21 protein-coding genes are annotated in these 18,833 nt (G+C 39.5%); 15 read left to right on the top strand and 6 right to left on the bottom strand.

All coding sequences use genetic code 11. The features are described 5' to 3' along the window. Positions 1-36 precede the first annotated feature (36 nt). Entirely contained in the window at positions 37-1,683 is a 1,647-nt protein-coding gene (locus AOG27_RS15475; RefSeq protein WP_054553910.1) for an electron transfer flavoprotein-ubiquinone oxidoreductase, read from the bottom strand. A 193-nt stretch (positions 1,684-1,876) separates the two neighbouring features. On the opposite strand from AOG27_RS15475, the gene AOG27_RS15470 reads away from it, so the two are divergent. After that, positions 1,877-2,626, top strand: a complete 750-nt coding sequence (locus AOG27_RS15470; protein WP_054553909.1) for an electron transfer flavoprotein subunit beta/FixA family protein — start codon at positions 1,877-1,879, stop codon at positions 2,624-2,626. After that, the gene (locus tag AOG27_RS15465) at positions 2,627-3,553 is read left to right on the top strand and encodes an electron transfer flavoprotein subunit alpha/FixB family protein (RefSeq protein WP_054553908.1); all 927 of its coding nucleotides are present in this window, start codon (positions 2,627-2,629) and stop codon (positions 3,551-3,553) included. It begins immediately after the preceding gene. A gap of 70 nt (positions 3,554-3,623) precedes the next feature. Here AOG27_RS15465 and AOG27_RS15460 read toward each other — a convergent pair whose 3' ends face one another. Continuing rightward, positions 3,624-4,553 (bottom strand): PstS family phosphate ABC transporter substrate-binding protein, encoded by a 930-nt coding sequence (locus tag AOG27_RS15460; RefSeq protein WP_054553907.1) that lies wholly within the window; start codon positions 4,551-4,553, stop codon positions 3,624-3,626. A gap of 150 nt (positions 4,554-4,703) precedes the next feature. Further along, entirely contained in the window at positions 4,704-6,101 is a 1,398-nt protein-coding gene (gene asnS / locus AOG27_RS15455; protein WP_054553906.1) for an asparagine--tRNA ligase, read from the bottom strand. 259 nt (positions 6,102-6,360) lie between these two features. Between asnS and AOG27_RS15450 the strand changes: the two genes are divergently transcribed. Beyond that, the gene (locus AOG27_RS15450; protein WP_054553905.1) at positions 6,361-6,795 is read left to right on the top strand and encodes an ATP-binding protein; all 435 of its coding nucleotides are present in this window, start codon (positions 6,361-6,363) and stop codon (positions 6,793-6,795) included. 297 nt (positions 6,796-7,092) lie between these two features. Here the strand turns inward: AOG27_RS15450 and bioA are convergent, their stop codons facing one another. Continuing rightward, positions 7,093-8,385 carry an adenosylmethionine--8-amino-7-oxononanoate transaminase gene (gene bioA, locus AOG27_RS15445; protein WP_054553904.1) on the bottom strand — a complete coding sequence of 431 codons (1,293 nt, stop codon included), beginning with the start codon at positions 8,383-8,385 and terminating at the stop codon, positions 7,093-7,095. Between the two features lie 98 nt (positions 8,386-8,483). Here bioA and bioB point away from each other — a divergent pair, with 98 nt between their 5' ends. The 5 genes from bioB (at position 8,484) to htpX (ending at position 13,185) form a co-directional block, all read left to right on the top strand. Continuing rightward, positions 8,484-9,524, top strand: coding sequence for a biotin synthase BioB (gene bioB, locus AOG27_RS15440; RefSeq protein WP_054553903.1), 1,041 nt, complete (start codon positions 8,484-8,486; stop codon positions 9,522-9,524). A gap of 7 nt (positions 9,525-9,531) precedes the next feature. Continuing rightward, positions 9,532-10,665: an aminotransferase class I/II-fold pyridoxal phosphate-dependent enzyme gene (locus AOG27_RS15435; RefSeq protein WP_054553902.1), complete on the top strand. Its 1,134-nt coding sequence runs from the start codon at positions 9,532-9,534 to the stop codon at positions 10,663-10,665. Next, positions 10,662-11,453, top strand: coding sequence for a methyltransferase domain-containing protein (locus AOG27_RS15430; RefSeq protein WP_054553901.1), 792 nt, complete (start codon positions 10,662-10,664; stop codon positions 11,451-11,453). The genes AOG27_RS15435 and AOG27_RS15430 overlap by 4 nt, the downstream gene beginning before the upstream one ends. Positions 11,454-11,466: 13 nt before the next feature. Continuing rightward, positions 11,467-12,150 (top strand): dethiobiotin synthase, encoded by a 684-nt coding sequence (gene bioD / locus AOG27_RS15425; protein ID WP_054553900.1) that lies wholly within the window; start codon positions 11,467-11,469, stop codon positions 12,148-12,150. A 174-nt stretch (positions 12,151-12,324) separates the two neighbouring features. After that, complete coding sequence (gene htpX, locus AOG27_RS15420; RefSeq protein ID WP_054553899.1) at positions 12,325-13,185, top strand: protease HtpX; 861 nt, start codon at positions 12,325-12,327, stop codon at positions 13,183-13,185. Positions 13,186-13,226: 41 nt separating this feature from the next. Here the strand turns inward: htpX and AOG27_RS15415 are convergent, their stop codons facing one another. Further along, positions 13,227-13,427 (bottom strand): hypothetical protein, encoded by a 201-nt coding sequence (locus AOG27_RS15415; RefSeq protein WP_054553898.1) that lies wholly within the window; start codon positions 13,425-13,427, stop codon positions 13,227-13,229. A gap of 80 nt (positions 13,428-13,507) precedes the next feature. Here AOG27_RS15415 and AOG27_RS15410 point away from each other — a divergent pair, with 80 nt between their 5' ends. From AOG27_RS15410 to AOG27_RS15380, 7 genes are all read left to right on the top strand, one after another. Beyond that, a complete protein-coding gene (locus tag AOG27_RS15410; RefSeq protein ID WP_054553897.1) occupies positions 13,508-13,987 on the top strand; it encodes a GNAT family N-acetyltransferase in 480 nt (159 codons plus the stop codon). An 82-nt stretch (positions 13,988-14,069) separates the two neighbouring features. Further along, positions 14,070-14,501, top strand: a complete 432-nt coding sequence (locus AOG27_RS15405) for a DUF3859 domain-containing protein (RefSeq protein WP_054553896.1) — start codon at positions 14,070-14,072, stop codon at positions 14,499-14,501. 21 nt (positions 14,502-14,522) lie between these two features. Next, positions 14,523-14,933, top strand: a complete 411-nt coding sequence (locus AOG27_RS15400; protein ID WP_054553895.1) for a GFA family protein — start codon at positions 14,523-14,525, stop codon at positions 14,931-14,933. Positions 14,934-14,938: 5 nt separating this feature from the next. Continuing rightward, positions 14,939-15,250: an antibiotic biosynthesis monooxygenase family protein gene (locus AOG27_RS15395; RefSeq protein ID WP_054553894.1), complete on the top strand. Its 312-nt coding sequence runs from the start codon at positions 14,939-14,941 to the stop codon at positions 15,248-15,250. A 284-nt stretch (positions 15,251-15,534) separates the two neighbouring features. Next, positions 15,535-15,894, top strand: coding sequence for a group I truncated hemoglobin (locus tag AOG27_RS15390; protein WP_054553893.1), 360 nt, complete (start codon positions 15,535-15,537; stop codon positions 15,892-15,894). Then, complete coding sequence (locus AOG27_RS15385) at positions 15,885-16,769, top strand: GGDEF domain-containing protein (RefSeq protein WP_054553892.1); 885 nt, start codon at positions 15,885-15,887, stop codon at positions 16,767-16,769. The genes AOG27_RS15390 and AOG27_RS15385 overlap by 10 nt, the downstream gene beginning before the upstream one ends. A gap of 319 nt (positions 16,770-17,088) precedes the next feature. Then, positions 17,089-17,472: a nuclear transport factor 2 family protein gene (locus AOG27_RS15380; protein WP_054553891.1), complete on the top strand. Its 384-nt coding sequence runs from the start codon at positions 17,089-17,091 to the stop codon at positions 17,470-17,472. A gap of 65 nt (positions 17,473-17,537) precedes the next feature. Here AOG27_RS15380 and AOG27_RS15375 read toward each other — a convergent pair whose 3' ends face one another. Continuing rightward, positions 17,538-18,746: a porin gene (locus AOG27_RS15375; RefSeq protein WP_054553890.1), complete on the bottom strand. Its 1,209-nt coding sequence runs from the start codon at positions 18,744-18,746 to the stop codon at positions 17,538-17,540. Between the last annotated feature and the right edge of the window lie 87 nt (positions 18,747-18,833).

Raw genomic sequence — 18,833 nt, 5'->3', positions numbered from 1 at the left:
ATTTAGGATAAATTTTAATTAAATGAGTAACGTGCGTTACATATTAGGGTAGTTTGGCCCGCCAGCACCTTCAGGTGTTACCCAAGTAATGTTTTGACTTGGATCTTTTATGTCGCAGGTTTTACAGTGCACACAATTTTGTGAGTTGATCACAAACTCTTTTTCACCTTCAACCTCTTGTACTTCGTAAACACCCGCAGGGCAGTAGCGTTGTGCTGGTTCATCGAATTTAGGTAAATTCACTGTAATAGGAATCGAGTTATCTTTTAACTTTAAATGGCATGGCTGCGATTCTTCATGATTGGTATTTGATAAAAACACCGATGAAAGTTTATCGAAGCTAAGTTTGCCGTCTGCTTTCGGGTAATCGATTTTTTCGGCCTGATCAGCTGCAACTAATGTGGCATGATCTGGCATGTTATCTTCAAAGTTAAACGGTAAGCTGCCACCAAATAGGTTTTGATCGATTGTGTTATAAGCACCGCCTAAGAACTTACCCAGTTTGTGCATAACAGGGCCAAAGTTACGTGATTGATAAAGCTCTTTGTACGCCCAGCTTTGTTCAAAAGCTGATTTATATTCTACTAAATCGGCATTTTCTTTACCGTCGCTAAGGGCTGCAACGATTACATCAGCGGCAACCATGCCCGATTTCATGGCTGTGTGGTTACCTTTAATCTTGGCAAAGTTCAATGTGCCGGCATCACAACCCACAAGTAAACCACCCGGGAAGTGCATTTTCGGTAATGAACGCAGGCCACCTTTGGCGATTGCTCTTGCACCATAGGCTATACGTTCTCCGCCTTCTAAAACATCTTTAAAGACAGGGTGATGTTTCATGCGTTGGAATTCATCAAACGGGCTTAAATGTGGGTTTGAATAATTAAGATCGACAATTAAGCCAACCACAACCTGATTGTTGTCGCTGTGATACATAAATGCACCACCACTGGTATCACCAGTTAGCGGCCAGCCTGTGCCATGTACTACTGTGCCTTCTTTGTGTTTTTTCGGGTCGATTTGCCAAATTTCTTTGAATCCTAAACCGTAATGCTGTGGTGATGCATCTTTATCAAGGGCAAAGTGTTTGATTAGCTCTTTACCTAAATGACCGCGACAGCCTTCAGCAAATACGGTGTATTTTGCTCTAAGCTCCATACCAGGCATGTAACCATCTTTTTCGTTGCCGTCTTTATCAAGGCCCATATCGCCAGTGATAATGCCTTTCACTGTTTCGTCTTCAATAATCAAAGAATGAGCACTAAAGCCAGGGAATATTTCTACCCCTAAGTTTTCCGCTTGCTCTGCTAAAAAGCGACATACATTACCCATAGAGACAATGTAATTGCCTTCGTTATGGAATGTTTTAGGGCTAGCAAAGTGGGGGATGCTGGTGGCTTTTTCACTGTTATTGAACCAATAAATATCATCTTGCGTTACTTTAGTGGTAACTGGTGCGCCTAATGACTGCCAATCAGGTAATAATTCATCCAGCGCTTTGGTTTCGAAAACCGCACCCGATAAAATGTGTGCGCCCACCTCAGAGCCTTTTTCTACCACACAGATCATTAATTCTTGTTGTTTTTCTTGTGCTTGTTGAGCCAATCTAATCGCAGTTGATAAACCTGCTGGGCCTGCGCCTACGATGACTACATCAAATTCCATGGTTTCGCGTTCGACCATATAAACCTCTTCTCGGTGACGGACCTGCTGTAAAGAACCTTATTTCATACTTGCAAATGAAACGTTACAGGCTGTGAATACTTTAAGGTTATTTTAGGTTGACGTTTACGTCAACAGGAAGTAGTCTGAATTCATAAAATAAATAAGTTGACGCCAAGGTCAACTTTGAGAACACACAATTGATGGAGTCACGATGAAAGTCCTCGTTCCAATTAAAAGAGTAATTGACTACAACGTCAAAGCACGCGTTAAAGCCGATAAAACGGATGTTGATCTAGCTAATGTAAAAATGGCGATGAACCCGTTTTGTGAAATTGCAATTGAAGAAGCTATTCGTTTAAAAGAAGCAGGGACGGCCACTGAGGTTGTTGCTGTGACTATTGGTAATAAATCATCTCAAGAGCAATTACGTACGGCATTAGCACTCGGTGCTGATAAAGCCATTCATATTGAAACAGAAGAAAAGCTTGAGTCTTTACATGTTGCTAAATTACTGAGCAAGATTGTAGAGCAAGAATCACCTGAGCTGGTTATTTTAGGTAAGCAATCGATTGACTCTGACAACAATCAAACCGGTCAAATGCTTGCTGCTTTAACGGGTCGGGGCCAAGGCACCTTTGCATCTAAAGTCGATATTCAAGCGGGTACCGTTAATGTAACACGTGAAGTAGACGGTGGCTTGCAAACAGTTGCTCTTAAACTTCCTGCTATCGTAACCACAGACTTACGTTTAAATGAACCACGCTATGCTTCATTGCCAAACATTATGAAGGCAAAACGCAAGCCTCTTGATGTAATTGCTGCTGACAGCCTAGGTGTAGACCTTGCGCCTCGCGTACAGCTGGTAGAAGTAAATGAGCCAGAAAAACGCAGTGGCGGCATCATCGTAGAAGATGTAGCAACATTGGTAGAAAAGTTAAAAACAGAAGCGAAGGTGATCTAAATGAAAACATTAGTGATAGCCGAACACGATAAAGGTGTTCTAAAGCCTGAAACGAATAAAACGATTACTGCTGCTGTTAAACTAGGCTTTGATGTAGATTTACTACTTGCAGGCGAAAACTTATCAGCAATGAGTGAACAAGCAGCATCAATTGCAGGTGTTAGTAACGTACTTATTGCCGATGATGCAGCTTATGCTAATCAACTTGCAGAAAACCTAGCTGATCTAGTTTTATCTTTAGCTGATAACTATTCACACATTGTCGCAAGCGCAACAACAACGGGTAAAAACTTTATGCCACGTGTTGCTGCACTTTTAGATGTTGCGCAAATCTCTGAAATCATCGATGTGATTGATGCAGATACTTTTAAGCGTCCTATTTATGCAGGTAATGCAATTGCGACAGTTAAATCACTAGATAGCAAAAAAGTGATTACTGTTCGTGCAAGTAGCTTTGATATTGCACAAGAGCAAGCGCCAGTAGCTGTAACGAGTGTTACTGGTAAAGGTTCTGTTGGTCTGAGTGAGTTTGTATCAGAAGAACAAACTGAATCAGAACGTCCTGAGCTTACTGCAGCACCTGTGGTTATTTCAGGTGGTCGTGGTATGCAAAATGGTGAAAACTTTGCGTTATTAAATGGTATTGCCGATAAACTAGGTGCAGCGATTGGTGCTTCACGTGCTGCTGTTGATGCGGGCTTTGTACCAAACGATATGCAAGTCGGTCAAACAGGTAAAATTGTTGCGCCAGATTTATATATTGCTGTGGGTATTAGTGGTGCGATTCAACACTTAGCGGGTATGAAAGACTCAAAGGTGATTGTTGCCATCAACAAAGACCCTGATGCGCCAATTTTCCAAGTTGCTGACTATGGTTTAGTTGCTGATTTATTTGATGTGTTACCAGAGCTTGAAAGCGCTCTGTAATTCATAACGATTCTGGTTGTTAAAAGCTGTTCACCTTTTTAGGTGCGCAGCTTTTTTTATATTTACGAAGCTATTTTACTGGAAGGTAGCCAATATCGAGCATTTTTTGATGTATCTTTTTTGACTTTATAAATACAGCTAATTTGTCACCTATTTTCTTTGAACGCGGTGATTGTGTATTAACTATCAATACCAATGGGCGAACAAAAGCGTATTCTCCACTTTGAATTGTTTCGATAGACGGGCTAACGCCATCAATTGCTAATAAACTCACTTTATTTATTCTTCTATCGTTTTCAAGCTTGGTTATTGCTCCATATGAATCATAAGCAATAGCATTTTGTATTCGTTGCACAATTCCCAGCGCTTGATTAAATTGATCGTATAATTCAACTTTTTGTTCAGAAAATAGGCCTCTATTTCCAGCATTTTTTAGGCGAATAAAATTACTGTCTGGTTCTTTGATGTAATCAAGCTGTAAATACTCTAAAAACACATCAAAACTGCCGTGCGTTGTGCCTTTGCTGAAAAGCAAAATCTCATCATTTTTACTACTAAGTTTCGGAGTATGCGGAGAAACATCTGACCACTTAGTGAGCTTACCCTGATATATAGCACTGAGTGTACTAGTTGATAACTCATTGATATTGAGGTTTTTATTTACAAAAAAAGTGATCGCATCTTGTGCTAAAACAATTTGCCGTAAAAAGGGCCATCTTTGCTGTTCATCTTTGGTGAGGTATCGGGAGCTTGTGCCAATATCGATGACATTATCTGCAATTGCGATAATTCCTTTATCGCTACCCATAGGTCTTATTTGTATACTATTACCAAATTCTTGACTTAATTCGCTCTTAAGATCTATTAATAATGTAGAAACAGAAGTTGATCCTGCAATAAAAATAGGTTTTGCGTTTAAGTCTTCTTCTAGTGCCGTGACTTTGCATGCGATTAATGATGAGGTTACTAGTAAAATGGTCTGAATAGCGCGAAAGTGCATAATAAAATGAGCTCTTAATTATTAGACTACTTTCAATATAGGCTATTTATTTATGTTTGCTAAATCTCTACCAGATTTTTTATATATTATAGTGTGTTAGCAATAAAAAAGCCGCTCGAAAGCGGCTTTTTTATTGTATAGCGTTGCTTATTAGTAAGTCGCGCTACCTTTTGTACGTGGGAAAGCGATAACGTCACGTACGTTACCCATACCGGTAACATATGCAACTAAACGCTCAAAACCTAGACCAAAACCTGAGTGCGGTACAGTGCCGTATTTACGTAGGTCGCGGTACCAGCTGTAATCTTCTTTGTTTAAGCCCATTTCTTCTAGACGCTTATCTAATACATCTAGACGCTCTTCACGTTGAGAACCACCGATGATTTCACCAATACCTGGTGCAACTACGTCCATTGCAGCGACTGTTTTACCGTCTTCGTTTTGACGCATGTAGAAGGCTTTAATATCACGCGGGTAGTTTTTAATAACTACTGGCGCATTAAAGTGCTCTTCAGCAAGGTAACGTTCGTGCTCAGATTGTAAATCTACACCCCATTCAACAGGGTATTCGAATTTCTTGCCACACGCTTTTAAGATTTCGATAGCATCTGTGTAATCAACTTGTGCGAAATCTTTAGTTACGAACTCTTCTAAGCGTGAGATAGCTGTTTTCTCAACACGTTGTGCAAAGAATTCCATATCGTCACGACGCTCAGTTAATACTGCATTGAAAACATATTTCAGCATGTCTTCAGCAAGTTTTGCGATATCTTCTAAATCTGCGAATGCAACTTCAGGTTCAACCATCCAAAACTCTGCTAAGTGACGAGATGTGTTTGAGTTTTCAGCACGGAAAGTCGGGCCAAAAGTATAGATTTTTGACATTGCAGATGCGTATGTCTCACCATTTAACTGACCAGATACTGTTAAGAATGCTTCTTTACCGAAGAAATCTTCACTGTAATCGATGTCGCCTTTATCTGTGCGTGGCAAGTTTTGCATATCTAAAGTAGATACACGGAACATTTCACCGGCGCCTTCACAGTCACTAGCAGTGATGATAGGTGTGCTGATCCAGTAGTAGCCTTGCTCGTGATAAAAACGGTGAATCGCTTGTGCTAAACAGTTACGTACACGTGTTACCGCGCCCATGATGTTAGTACGAGGGCGAAGGTGTGCGTGCTCACGTAAATATTCAATGCTGTGACGTTTCGCAGACATAGGGTAGGTGTCTGGATTCTCAACCCAACCTAATACTTCTACAGAGTTAGCTTGGATTTCGAAAGACTGACCTTGACCTGCAGATGGCACAAGAACGCCGGTTACAGATACAGAACAACCTGCAGTTAAACGTGTTACTTCATCATAATTATTGAGTGAATTAGGTACCACCGCTTGAATAGGATCAAAACACGAACCGTCATGAACGGCTAAAAATGAAATTCCTGCTTTTGAATCGCGGCGTGTACGGATCCAGCCTTTTACTGTTACTTGGCTGTCTACCGCAACCTTGCCTTTTAATAGCTCTGAAATCGCTAAATGGCTCATCTTCACTCCAATGATATAAGTTGCCTAATATAATAATGCTGTGCATTGCACTTGAATCGACTATCTTACCCTCGTAAATCAAATAAAAAAACTATTGTGACGCACTCTTTAGTAGTTTTTCTTCAATTGAGTAAAATAGCAGCAATATTTAGCGTAAAATTTGCGTTTATTTAAATTCTCGCTGCGCTAATTGGTTATTTTGTGGCATCATTAACAATTACTGTCCTTTAGTCTTTAATTAAATTGTATAACAGGTGCTATGAAACAAGTTTTTATTCTTCGCGGCTTACCAGGCTCAGGTAAATCATATTATGCACAAAGCCTAGCTGATGAGTTGGTAGCTGGTAACGAAAGTGATTATGTCGTGTGCGCAACAGATGATTATTTTTACAATAGCGAAGGTGAGTATCAATTTGATAAGTACAAATTACCTGAGTATCACAATTTAAATCTTGCACGCTTTATTAATGCCTTAGCAGAAGAAATTCCGTTAGTAATTGTTGATAACACTAATATTAAAAAATGGGAATTTATCGCCTACGCACAAGCGGCTACTGCACTGGGTTATCAAGTAAAAGAAGTGATCGTTGGTGAAATTAAAGATAAATCATTACAGCATCTTTACGCTAAGCGCTGCGAACATAAAGTACCGCTTCGAATGATAAGTAAAATGGCTTATATGTTTGAATGGTAAAGTTTAAAGAAAAGGAAGCATCAGCTTCCCTAGAGGGCGTGTTGACCTTTGTGGATTAAAATTTGTTCACTCTAGGGGCGATTTAATCGCGGCGCGAGATTTGTAACCTAGTGGGCTAAGTAAAAATCGAGCAACAAAGAGTTAATCGCCCCTAGGAAGAACCCGAAGGGCAGCGCGTGTTTGGCATTGATGCTGCGTTATCGCCTATTTATGTGGAACAACCACACTACATAGGCTCTGCCTTGCCTAAATACCAAACACACTGCTGCAAAATTAATCACAAAGGGTCAACACGCCCTAATACGCCTGCTGTTCTATGGCTGCATAAATAGCACTGCATAACTTAGTTAAGCTTTGTTCGTCGCTTATGTAAGGCGGCATCAAATAAATTAATTTAGCAAACGGGCGTATCCACACACCTTGCTCGATAAAAAAGCGTTGAATTTTTGCTACATCTACACTTCGCTTAAGCTCAACAACACCAATTGCCCCCAATGTCCGCACATCAACGACTGCATCAAGTTGCTTACACTTTGCAAGCTGGGTTGTTAGAACATCATTTATATGTTCAATTTGCTCTTGCCAAGGTTGCTCGAGCAGTAAATCAATACTCGCACAGGCTGTAGCACAGGCAAGCGGGTTACCCATAAAAGTTGGGCCATGCATTAATACGCCGGCTTCACCTTCACTAATGCCAACAGCGACGTTGCTGGTGGTTAATGTTGCTGATAGGGTCATCATGCCGCCCGTTAATGCTTTGCCAATACATAAAATATCAGGCTCTATGTTGGCGTGCTCAACAGCAAACAAGGTGCCGGTGCGGCCAAAGCCTGTGGCGATTTCATCACAAATAAGTAAAACATCATATTTATCACACAGAATGCGTAGGTGCTTTAAGTAATCAGGGTGGTAAAAATTCATGCCCCCAGCATTTTGAACTATGGGTTCAATGATAAATGCCGCAACATCTTGGTGGTGAGCTGCAAAGTAGCTTTCAAGCGTATCAGCTTCAGCAGGGCTAAACTCGCCATTAAATTTAGCATTCGGCGCAGGTACAAAAACATGTTCAGGTAAAAATCCTGAGTACATACTGTGCATTGAATTAACCGGATCGCAAACGCTCATCGCCGCAAAGGTATCGCCATGGTAGCCCTTAAGCGGCGTCATTAATTTTTGTTTACTGGTGTAACCTTGGCTAAGCCAGTACTGCAAGGCCATTTTTATGGCAACTTCAACACTCACAGAGCCACTGTCGGCTAAGAACACCTTATCGAGTGACTCAGGTGTGATACTGACTAGCTTTTTACATAGCTCAACAGCGGGCTCGTGAGTTAAACCACCAAACATGACATGACTCATTTTGCTAACTTGCTGGGTGATTGCTTCATTTAAAACAGGATGGCAGTAACCATGGATGGCACTCCACCAAGAGGCCATACCATCTATTAGGCTTTCGCCTGTTTCTAAGAAAATACGATTTGCATTGGCATGACTGACTGGGTAAACGGGAAGGGGCTGAGTCATAGAAGTATAAGGGTGCCAAATATGCTCACGATCAAAATCTAAATCTATTGGTTGTTTATTAATCATATGTAAACTTTATATCACTTCGATTCGTTGACAATGTTACGTCAAGTCGTAGACTAAGCCAATCTAACCGTCCCAATAATTTAAAAAAAGAGACTATTATGGAGCACGCAGTTGTCCGTCACGATTGGACTCACCAAGAAGTAAAAGCATTATTCGAAATGCCGTTCAATGATTTGTTATTTAAAGCGGCCAGTGTGCATCGTGAAAACTTCAATCCAAATGAAGTACAAATTTCTACTTTGTTATCGATTAAAACTGGTGCTTGCCCAGAAGATTGCAAATATTGTCCTCAGTCAGGTCATTATAAAACAGACTTAGACCGTGAACGCCTTATGGAAGTCGAAAAAGTGGTTGAGCAAGCGCGTGTAGCCAAAGAAAAAGGCGCAACACGTTTTTGTATGGGTGCTGCGTGGTCTGATCCGAAAGAACGTGACATGCCTTATATTTCAAAAATGGTAAAAGAGGTTAAAGAGCTCGGCCTTGAAACCTGTATGACCCTTGGCATGCTAGATAACGAAAAAGCTCATGCATTAAAAGACGCGGGCCTTGATTATTACAACCATAACCTAGATACATCACCTGAGTATTACCAGCAGATCATTACAACACGTACTTACCAAGACCGTTTAAACACCATCGATAACGTGCGCGATGCCGGCATGAAAGTGTGCTCTGGTGGTATTGTTGGTATGGGCGAGCAGGCTGCTGATCGTTTTGGTTTATTAATGCAATTAGCTAATTTGCCGCAGCAGCCAGAGAGTGTGCCAATTAATATGTTGGTTAAGGTTAAAGGCACGCCACTTGAAGATGTAGAAGACTTAGATCATTTTGAGTTTATTCGTACCATTGCTGTTGCACGTATCATGATGCCTAAAAGCTATGTTCGTTTATCTGCTGGCCGTACGGCGATGAATGAACAAATGCAATCTATGTGTTTCTTTGCTGGTGCTAATTCAATTTTCTACGGTGATAAACTACTGACTACAGAAAACCCTGAAGCAGACGCTGACATGATGCTGATTAAAAAATTAGGCATGAATCCAGAAACCCGTGAAGATTACTCAGATGAAGCGGTTGCAGCATCACTTTCATCAAAGGTTGCCGATAAAGCAACATCAGAACTATTTTACGAAGCGTAATATTTAAATGGCTTTTGATTTTATTGCCGAGCATCTTGTTGACCGACATGCAGATGCATTACTGAGAAAGCGTCAACTTGTTGAGCAATCAAGCGGGCGCTTTATTCAGGTTGCAGGTAAACAGTATTTAAATTTTGCCAGTAATGACTACCTTGGTTTTGCTGATGATTTTATTGAAATTCGTGCGCAGCATCTAGGTAGCCACAGTTCAGCATTAGTGAATGGTTATAATAAACCACAACAACAGCTTGAGCAGCGTTTATGCGAGTTATTAGGCTACGAAAGTTCCATGTTATTTAATAGCGGATTTAGTGCTAATAGCAGCGTATTAAAAGCGTTGTTTCAAGATAAAAGAGTAGCGCAATCATCGGCAATTTTTCAAGATAAGCTTAATCATGCCAGCTTAATTGATGGCGGACTTCATTCTGCCGCAGCCATGGTACGCTTTAATCATAACGACCTTAGGCACTTAGAATCTCGGTTACAAAAGTCAAAAGCCAAGCATAAGCTCATAGTAAGTGAAGGGGTGTTTTCGATGGATGGCGATCAAGCCCCCATTGAAGCACTCTGTAAACTTGCTAAACAATACAATGCGTGGTTGATGATTGATGACGCCCATGGCTTTGGCGTATTAGGCGAGCTAGGCTTAGGGAGCTGTGAGGCAATCAAGCCGGATTTACTGATCATCACCTTTGGCAAAGCACTGGCAAGTAGTGGCGCTTGCCTGCTTGCATCAAAGCAAATGATTGATTACATGTTGCAGTTTAATCGCGAATACATTTATTCAACGGCGATGTCACCACTGATGGCAAGTTGTACTCTTGAGCGACTCGAAAAGTTACTAAAAGCTGATGAAAAACGCTCTCAGCTTACAGAGAATATTGCCTACTTTAGAGCACTTGCCAAAGAGCATAACTTAGCATTAATGGAATCATCAACGGCTATTCAGCCTTTAGTATTGGGCGATGCAGAACACACGCTTGCCGTTGCTAATAAGCTTAAAGGTAGAGGCGTGTGGTTAACCGCTATTCGACCACCCACGGTTCCTTTTAATACGGCACGACTAAGAGTAACCATAAGTAGCGCACATCAAGCAGACGACATAAAACAGCTTGTTGATTCGCTAGTGGAGTGTTTATGAGTGTTCAACTGCAAGTGCCTTTAAGCTTTCAGCACAGTAATAAGCTAACAACACAAACTAAGTTCTCTAATGCGGCTGCAAATTACGCGAGCCATGCTAATGTACAAAAACAAGCAGCTGCGCACTTATTTAAAATGATGGCAAGTAAACATCAGCAGGGTACTTGCCTTGATTTAGGTGCTGGGCCTTTAGTTAATACGGCAATGCTTAAAACACATTTTGATACTGTATTGGCAATGGATTTAAGTCATTCCATGCTAAGCACAGAGCAAAACCCGCGTTGTTTAAAAGTGTGTGCTGATATGGATAACCTACCATTACAGCAAAACTCCCTTGATTGTGTGTTTAGTAATTTTGCAATGCAATGGTCTGCTGATTTAGAGGCACTAATTAAAAATCTTTTTTCCGCATTAAAAGCGGGCGGTAAGGTTTATTTAAGCTGCGTGGTAGATGGATCCCTTAAAGAGATCAAACAGGCTTTTGCTTGTTTAGATGAGCAAAACCATATTAATCAGTTTCATAGTGCTAGTCACATTATTGAGTATGCAAAATTAGCAGGGTTTAAGCTCAATTTTGCAGTCGATAGATGTTATATAGATGCCTATAACTCTCCCTTAGATGCGCTGCGCTCAATAAAAGCGATTGGTGCTACCTCATTGCAAACTAAGCAAAAACGCAAAGGGTTATTAACAAGACAGGCACTTAATAGTGTTTGTAGGGCATACCCTCTGGTTGATGGGCATGCTAGAGTGAGCTATCAAGTTGTCCTTTTAGAACTAGAAAAATAGAATTAACTCAAAAATGAAAGAATTTTTTATCACGGGTACAGACACCGATGCCGGAAAAACCCATGTCACCAGTTTATTATTAAATTTACTAGCGCAACATAAACAGCGTGCGGTTGGTTTTAAACCTATTGCAGCAGGTGCCGAAGAAGCATTTGGGCAGCTAGTCAATGATGATGCATTAACCTTAATGGAAAGCTCATCAATTGGTGTTAAATACAACATTGTTAACCCCTTTACCTATGAGCCGCCCATTGCACCGCATATTGCAGCTGCCCAAGTAGGCGACAGACTAACATTTGACAAGCTCGATGCTGCTTATGCGAATGTAAAAGCACTCAATACCGATTATATTCTTACAGAAGGTGCAGGCGGTTGGTGTTTACCTATCAACGAAACCGATTTACTCTGCGATTGGGTTAAATCACAAAACCTTGATGTTGTTCTAGTCGTAGGCATGAAGCTTGGTTGCCTTAATCACGCACTATTGACAGCTGCTCATTTTAAAGCGCTTGGTGTAAATTGTGTGGGTTGGATTGCAAATCATGTAGACCCAAACATGCGTGAACAAGAGGCCAATTTAGAAACTTTAAAATCAGCATTACCTTTCCCGCTTTTGGCGATTAGTCCATATACAGACGGCACCCCTAAATTAAAAATTTACAAAACCTTACTTGAAATTTTATCTATCAACCCATAATAATTGAGTTGTTACTTTTGACATACTCTGTCACAATTGGTTGCAATTAGTTCCTTGCAACCAATTGCATAAGCCCTAAACTGAGTTGGTAGAACACCCAGATAATTTTATTAACTAACGATTTTTAACCATGTCGTTAGTTAATACAATTGGTATGTTTATTCTGAGGTTTTTATGAAGCGTGTATTTTTGTTTCTACTGACTAACTTAGCGGTAATGCTAGTGTTAGGTATTGTGTTGTCTATTTTGATGAGCGTACTGGGTATTAGCCATCGCAGTTTAGGCGGCATTTTAGTTATTTCAACGGTGTTTGGTTTTGGTGGCTCGTTTATTTCGTTATTTATGTCGAAATGGATGGCAAAAAAATCAACCGGTGCACATGTTATTGAACAGCCTCGTTCTGAAACAGAACAATGGTTAGTTTCTACGGTAGCATCGCAAGCTAAAAAAGCAGGTATCGCGATGCCAGAAGTGGCTATTTACGATAGCCCTGAAATGAACGCATTTGCGACCGGCCCAAGTAAGAACAACTCGCTGGTGGCTGTGAGCACAGGTTTATTACACAACATGAACCAAGATCAAGCTGAGGCGGTATTGGCTCATGAGGTGTCACACATTGCAAATGGTGACATGGTAACGCTTACTCTTATTCAAGGTGTAGTGAATACCTTTGTTATCTTTATGGCGAAAGTATTGGCAGGTATTGTTGATAACTTCCTTAATAGTGATGAAGAAGAGGGCGGGAGTAGCTGGACATACTTCTTGTTCGATATGATTTTCCAAATGTTATTTGGTGTTCTAGCAAGTGTGATTGTTGCTTACTATAGCCGTAAACGCGAATTCTCTGCGGATGCCGGTGCAGCTAAACTAGTAGGTGCAGATAAAATGCGTAGCGCCCTTGAGCGTTTAAAACAAAACCACCCATCACAACTAGAAGGTTCAATGATGGCATTTGGTATTGCAAGCGGTAAAGGTGTTGCCGAGTTATTCTCATCGCACCCACCACTTGATGAGCGTATTAACGCATTACGTTAATTTAAAACACGAAAAAGCCAGCTTGATGCTGGCTTTTTTTATTATTGGTTTTTCTCTCGCTCGAGTTGTTGTGGCAACAATACCTCAACAATTTCACGGGCCGGTAAGGTATACCTTACACCATCAAACATCACAGAAGTATGTTCATCAATACTGGTGATCCCTGTTAAGGTCCAGCCTTCACCGCGCTCTTTACAGTAAACTGTAGTGGTAGGTTGAATTACTTTAAATTCTTCACTCATCGAACTTAATCTAATTGCTTGAAATTGCGTTTATAGTAAGACAATAATGCCAGCTCATAAAGCAAAAAGAAGAAATTAACGTGTCTAGCCACGATGACTTAGCCTTTGACTTACGCCCAATTCGTCATAGAGATTGCCAAGCGATATGGAATATTTTAAAAGAACCGCAAGTACAAACGTTTAATGATTACGGAGCTGACATAACGAAAGGTGACGTGTACGACTTTATTCAAGGCGACATAGAACGTTTTTATAATCAACAAGGCATTCGTTTAGTTATTGTTTTACGAAGTAGTGGGCAGGTTATTGGCAGCGTAGGCATATTTAACATAATTGACGGGCAGGGCATGTTGGGGTTTGAGTTGTCGTCACAATACTTTGGCAAAGGAATAATGCAAAAGGTACTAGATATGCTATTTGAAAAACTCACGACCTTTGTACCTGCTCCCATAAACAGTGTGTTAGCTTTAGTTAACCAAAATAACAGCGCCAGTATTAAACTTTTAACTAAATGTGGTTTTCAACAACATGACTCGCACTGGGTAAAGCACGTTAGCTAATTACTATAATAGTACAATCTTGTTCTGCTAGAGTTGCTACTATAAAATAGCGCCTTATTTTAAAAAAGGAGCGCTTGCAGCTATGGCAAAAGCCAAACCAATTACCAGTATTGAAAGTTACGGCATTTACAGTCATTGGGATGCAAAAGAGAAAGACCTGCCTCAAATTACCGAATTTACAACAGACGTTCCTGCACAGTTAGATATTGAATTTGGCTTTATAGTTAACATTAAAAAGGCCAAAGGACAAAAAATTAAATTTTGCGTTTACCACCCAGATATTCCGGATGAAGATGGCGAGATCATGCCACCGTTTGAGGGCGAACAGTACGTTAAAACAAACGATTGGCAGTTTTATTTAGGTGATACGATATGGGCACCTGTTGACAATAAAGTAGGTATTTGGCGCATGACTATTGAGTTAAATGGCCATATAATCGCTGATAAATCCTTTAACTTATTAAAGGAAGCCGAAGGCACTGCCACTGAATTTTGGAAGCATCGCGGTTATTAATCTTTAAACCTGAGAGGGACTATGTATCAAGGAAGTTGTTTGTGCAGCAAAGTAAAAGTAACTATTGCTGGTGGCATAGACTCAATTATTCATTGTCATTGTTCTTTATGTCGTAAAAACTCAGGCACAGCCTACGCAACCAATGGCTTTATTCAACGAGATGGTTTTAACCTCACTGAAGGAAAGCTGCATCTAAGTGCGTTTGAATTTAAACCCGGCAGAATTCGTTATTTTTGTAGCTGTTGTGGTTCGCCTATTTATAGCGAGAATAAAGATGACCCAAGCCGCTTACGTATTCGCTTAGGTTTATTAGATAGCGATATAAATGAGCGCCCGATCAGCCATAACTTTGTAAGCTCTAAAGCAAATTGGGATACGTTTAACAAAGAAATCCCATGTTATGATGGTTTTGAACCAAGTAGAGGGAAGTAACAGCCATGATAGCGAATACACCAAAACCGCCATATTACGCCGTGATTTTTACGAATACCTTATCAGATGATACCGCCGGTTATGAAGAAGTGGCTAATAGAATGGTAGAACTCGCAGAGCAACAACCTGGGTATTTAGGTATGGAGTCTGTTCGTGATGGTATGGGTATTACGGTGTCGTATTGGCAAAACTTAGATGCGATAAAAGCCTGGAAACAAAACGTTGAGCACTTAAACGCCCAACAGCTCGGCAAAGACAAATGGTACAGCGCCTTTACAACGCGTATTGCTAAAGTAGAACGTGATTATTCATTGTAATAGCCATTAATCATAAAAAGAACACATCATACTGTTTTGAAGTTTATTTCAATCTCGGCAAATATCTTTGAATTTAAGATTTTTAAATCAACAGATGGTGTGTAAGAGGGGCTATTAATATTCACGTGCAACAAATGAGAATAATCCCATTATTTGCTTATTCAAAAATGCAAAATCTCTTTTCCTTTCTATAATTTAAATATCAATAGCTTGCAGACTTTCTTGTCATCTTTTGTGGTGCCTTATTAGTTACTTAAATATTTATCGATAATACAGGACTCGATGTGGAATCTTCTTTGTTTATCAAATACGGTGGTTTTTCTCGAATTTATAAAGTCATAGAAAAGTTTTATGACAATATTTTGAAGTCAGAAACCCTTAATGCTCATTTTAAACATACCAACATGGAAAGGTTAATTCATCATCAAACAAGTTTTATCTCATCTTTAATGGGTGGACCTGATTACATCAGTGATGAACAGCTAGCACAAGCCCATAAAAATTTAGGTATTAATCTTAAAGATTGGCAAGAAATGATAAATATCTTGTCGCTTACATTTTCTGAACAAGGAATATCAGAAGACGACGCGAAGCAAGTCATAGCTAAGCTTGAAACAAAACGAGACTTTATCGTATGTCATTAGAACAAAACAACGCGGATTATTCTGTTTTAAATTATTTGCAGTTACCTGTCGTTGTTTTGTCGGCTAATGAACACAAGGTAGTATTTCAAAACAACTCATTTCAACTTGTTGCACAGCATTATCTAGATGCATCGAACAATCCAACTAACAGAAGCTTATTACAATTAATTATTTCGAAATTATTAGAAAATGATACAGATAAGCTTGAAGTGGAAATTAATGATGCTTCATATCGTCATATTTTTAGATTTACTGCCAATGTAGTCGGTGAGCACGTCATTGTTGAAGGTGAGGATATAACCGAACTTAAGAGAAACCAGTTTTTGTTTAACCGAACAAACACTCTCTTAGAAGACTACAGTAAGCAAATGTTTGAACTTGCTCATACTGACCAATTAACAAATGTCCCAAATAGGCGAGCCTTGTTTGCAAAATTCAGTCAGTTACAATCAAAACATGAAGAATTTAGTTGTACTGTTTCACTTATCGATCTTGATCACTTTAAGCGTTTTAATGATTCATTTGGCCATGATTTTGGCGACCAAGTATTAGTCACCTTTGCGAAGCATGTAAAAGATAGCATTGATGATACGTGTTATTTTGCAAGACTTGGCGGTGAAGAGTTTTGCCTTATTCAAATAAACATTAAAGACACGTTTTGTTTTGCCAATACAGAAAAACTACTTCAAACAACTAAGACCATAAAGCTAATGACACCTGATAATTCAAATATAGGCATGTCGTTTAGCGCAGGTGTTGCTGTGTATGGTAAAGACGGCATTTCACTTGATGAGCTTTTGAATAATGCTGATAAAGCACTTTATATTGCTAAAGAGAATGGCCGTTCGCGTGTAGTAAATTTTGAAGGTGCTTAAAGTGCTAGTTTGGTTTACTGGTACTGAATACATTTTAGATTCGCTTAAAGATTAATAGTTTACTTTTCTGCTAACACATACCTATTCCAACATACGTAACATATAAGCTATTTCATAAAGTGAAGTGTAACCGTCATTCGTTTTTATCGGAAATTTGAACGCTCCATTGCTAACTTTTCTGGCTAGTTATCAGTTAATAGCTCTGGTAGAAATAGAATATTCAGAAAAGGAACTATTATGCTTTAGTAAAATGTGTAATTAGCTTGTCTTACATTTCTTAAATACAAGCATAATCAACAAATTTGTGAAGAGGTGCTAAATGTCGGTTGATTTAGAATTAAATAAGAGAAATGCTATTGAGTTTTACAAAACCGCTTATCTAGGAAATCCATCTCTAGCGGTTGAAAAGTATGTAGGCGAAGTATACATACAACATAATCCTTTAGTTGGTGATGGAACAGCCTCATTCATTACCTATTTTGAAAAAATGCATAATGAATATCCAGATAAGAAAATTGATTTTGTTCGTGCTATAGCAGAATGTAATCTTGTTGCGCTTCATACTCACCAAATATGGCCTGGTAATGACCAATATGTCACTATGGATTTCTTTCGGTTTGATGAAAATGGCAAGATTGTTGAACACTGGGATTCAATACAACAGATCCCACAAGAGACTTTGAATGGTAACTCAATGTATTGAATATGTACGTAAGTGATTTATCGCGAGTTTAAAGCCCACAATAGTGGGCTTAGTGTTTATCGTAACTACAAAGTGTAATTAAAACCGATAGCTATACCGTCATCTTCGGTTTGAGACATCTGTGTTTCTTGCTCTGCGTCATTACTTGAAAAGTCACTAAAATCCTTACGAGCTTCGATATATAAAATGGTATCTTCAGCCATAAAGTAGTGCACACCTAAAACTGCAAATTGGCGTTTAAACACATCTTCAGGGTCGGCATTAAAATTAGGCTGAATAACATAGTCACTACCTGCATCAAATACGTTATAGGCAACAAAAGTACGAATGTCATTATCAAAGCGATAACTTAGAATTGACTCTAAACCAACGGCATCTTTGATTAAGCGTCCTAAGTTGTCGGTGTCGTGGTTTTCGTTTTTATTTATATTTGCTGATGCATACCAGCCTGGTTTATAAAAATCACCATAAGTAACACCAACACCATAGATAAGATCTGTAACGAGTTGATCGCGACCGTTTGCATAAACAATATCAAATTCACCTCGGTTAACCCCTGCAGTAAATTTTAAATTATTTGTTGCATTGTAGGTGATAGCCGCACCATAGGTTGAATTAAACTCTACTCTTTGAGCTGCGGCATTACCTTGATTAAATAACAGTTCACATGAACTTCGTGATATGTCTGCAATGTCGCAGGTATAAAAGTCATCTGATTTTAGTTGCGCTTGTAGGGCAAGATGAAATTTTCCCCACGTATTACGATACTGTAGTACTTTATCACCGCGACCAGTACCATTTACTGCACCGTCATCTTTATTGTAGGTATAAACACCCGCGGCGTTACCATCCCACACTAAACTGTAGTTGGTGTTATAAACAACGTCATACCATGCACCCCATTGTTTGCCTAATGTAATTTGACCATAGTCTTCATGTTTAAGGCCAACATAGCCAAGTCGGTTATATAAAAACTCATCTTGAATCGATTCAAAGCGATTATTATAAATAATGTCACTACTACCAACAGGGTTTACACCCCATTCTAATAATGCCAAGGCTTGCCAGCTATTTTTTAATTGACGCTTAAAATCTAAATTGATTCGTGATGCACCATTAACTACTTCTGTTTCACCTTGTGTATTAATAACCCTTGCATCTATAAAGCCACCTATAGTGACACTATTGGTTTGATCGTTGTAGATCTCGATGGCATTCGCTGTAGGCATGCTTATCATGCCCGCAACAAAAAAGGCAGCGTGTGTTCTTTTCATAATGTACCTTGATTAAATATTGTCCCTAATAGGTATAATTTAGTTAAGAGTCGGAGATTATCAAAGCTAAAATTGGGTCAAAAGTGA

Source organism: Pseudoalteromonas lipolytica, assembly GCF_001306915.1.
Classification (GTDB): Bacteria; Pseudomonadota; Gammaproteobacteria; order Enterobacterales; family Alteromonadaceae; genus Pseudoalteromonas; species Pseudoalteromonas simplex.
Note: the sequence above shows the minus strand (reverse complement) of the source record. Positions and strands in the feature narration are given on the sequence as shown.

Bases quoted from the DNA above. Each gene is read 5' to 3' on its own strand.
- AOG27_RS15375 (WP_054553890.1), bottom strand. From the start codon at position 18,746: ATGAAAAGAACACACGCTGCCTTTTTTGTTGCGGGCATGATAAGCATG.
- AOG27_RS15470 (WP_054553909.1), top strand. From the start codon at position 1,877: ATGAAAGTCCTCGTTCCAATTAAAAGAGTAATTGACTACAACGTCAAA.
- AOG27_RS15475 (WP_054553910.1), bottom strand. From the start codon at position 1,683: ATGGTCGAACGCGAAACCATGGAATTTGATGTAGTCATCGTAGGCGCA.
- htpX (WP_054553899.1), top strand. From the start codon at position 12,325: ATGAAGCGTGTATTTTTGTTTCTACTGACTAACTTAGCGGTAATGCTA.
- AOG27_RS15405 (WP_054553896.1), top strand. From the start codon at position 14,070: ATGGCAAAAGCCAAACCAATTACCAGTATTGAAAGTTACGGCATTTAC.
- AOG27_RS15380 (WP_054553891.1), top strand. From the start codon at position 17,089: ATGTCGGTTGATTTAGAATTAAATAAGAGAAATGCTATTGAGTTTTAC.
- AOG27_RS15385 (WP_054553892.1), top strand. From the start codon at position 15,885: ATGTCATTAGAACAAAACAACGCGGATTATTCTGTTTTAAATTATTTG.
- AOG27_RS15460 (WP_054553907.1), bottom strand. From the start codon at position 4,553: ATGCACTTTCGCGCTATTCAGACCATTTTACTAGTAACCTCATCATTA.
- asnS (WP_054553906.1), bottom strand. From the start codon at position 6,101: ATGAGCCATTTAGCGATTTCAGAGCTATTAAAAGGCAAGGTTGCGGTA.
- AOG27_RS15395 (WP_054553894.1), top strand. From the start codon at position 14,939: ATGATAGCGAATACACCAAAACCGCCATATTACGCCGTGATTTTTACG.
- AOG27_RS15465 (WP_054553908.1), top strand. From the start codon at position 2,627: ATGAAAACATTAGTGATAGCCGAACACGATAAAGGTGTTCTAAAGCCT.
- bioA (WP_054553904.1), bottom strand. From the start codon at position 8,385: ATGATTAATAAACAACCAATAGATTTAGATTTTGATCGTGAGCATATT.
- AOG27_RS15435 (WP_054553902.1), top strand. From the start codon at position 9,532: ATGGCTTTTGATTTTATTGCCGAGCATCTTGTTGACCGACATGCAGAT.
- AOG27_RS15400 (WP_054553895.1), top strand. From the start codon at position 14,523: ATGTATCAAGGAAGTTGTTTGTGCAGCAAAGTAAAAGTAACTATTGCT.
- AOG27_RS15450 (WP_054553905.1), top strand. From the start codon at position 6,361: ATGAAACAAGTTTTTATTCTTCGCGGCTTACCAGGCTCAGGTAAATCA.
- AOG27_RS15415 (WP_054553898.1), bottom strand. From the start codon at position 13,427: ATGAGTGAAGAATTTAAAGTAATTCAACCTACCACTACAGTTTACTGT.
- bioD (WP_054553900.1), top strand. From the start codon at position 11,467: ATGAAAGAATTTTTTATCACGGGTACAGACACCGATGCCGGAAAAACC.
- bioB (WP_054553903.1), top strand. From the start codon at position 8,484: ATGGAGCACGCAGTTGTCCGTCACGATTGGACTCACCAAGAAGTAAAA.
- AOG27_RS15430 (WP_054553901.1), top strand. From the start codon at position 10,662: ATGAGTGTTCAACTGCAAGTGCCTTTAAGCTTTCAGCACAGTAATAAG.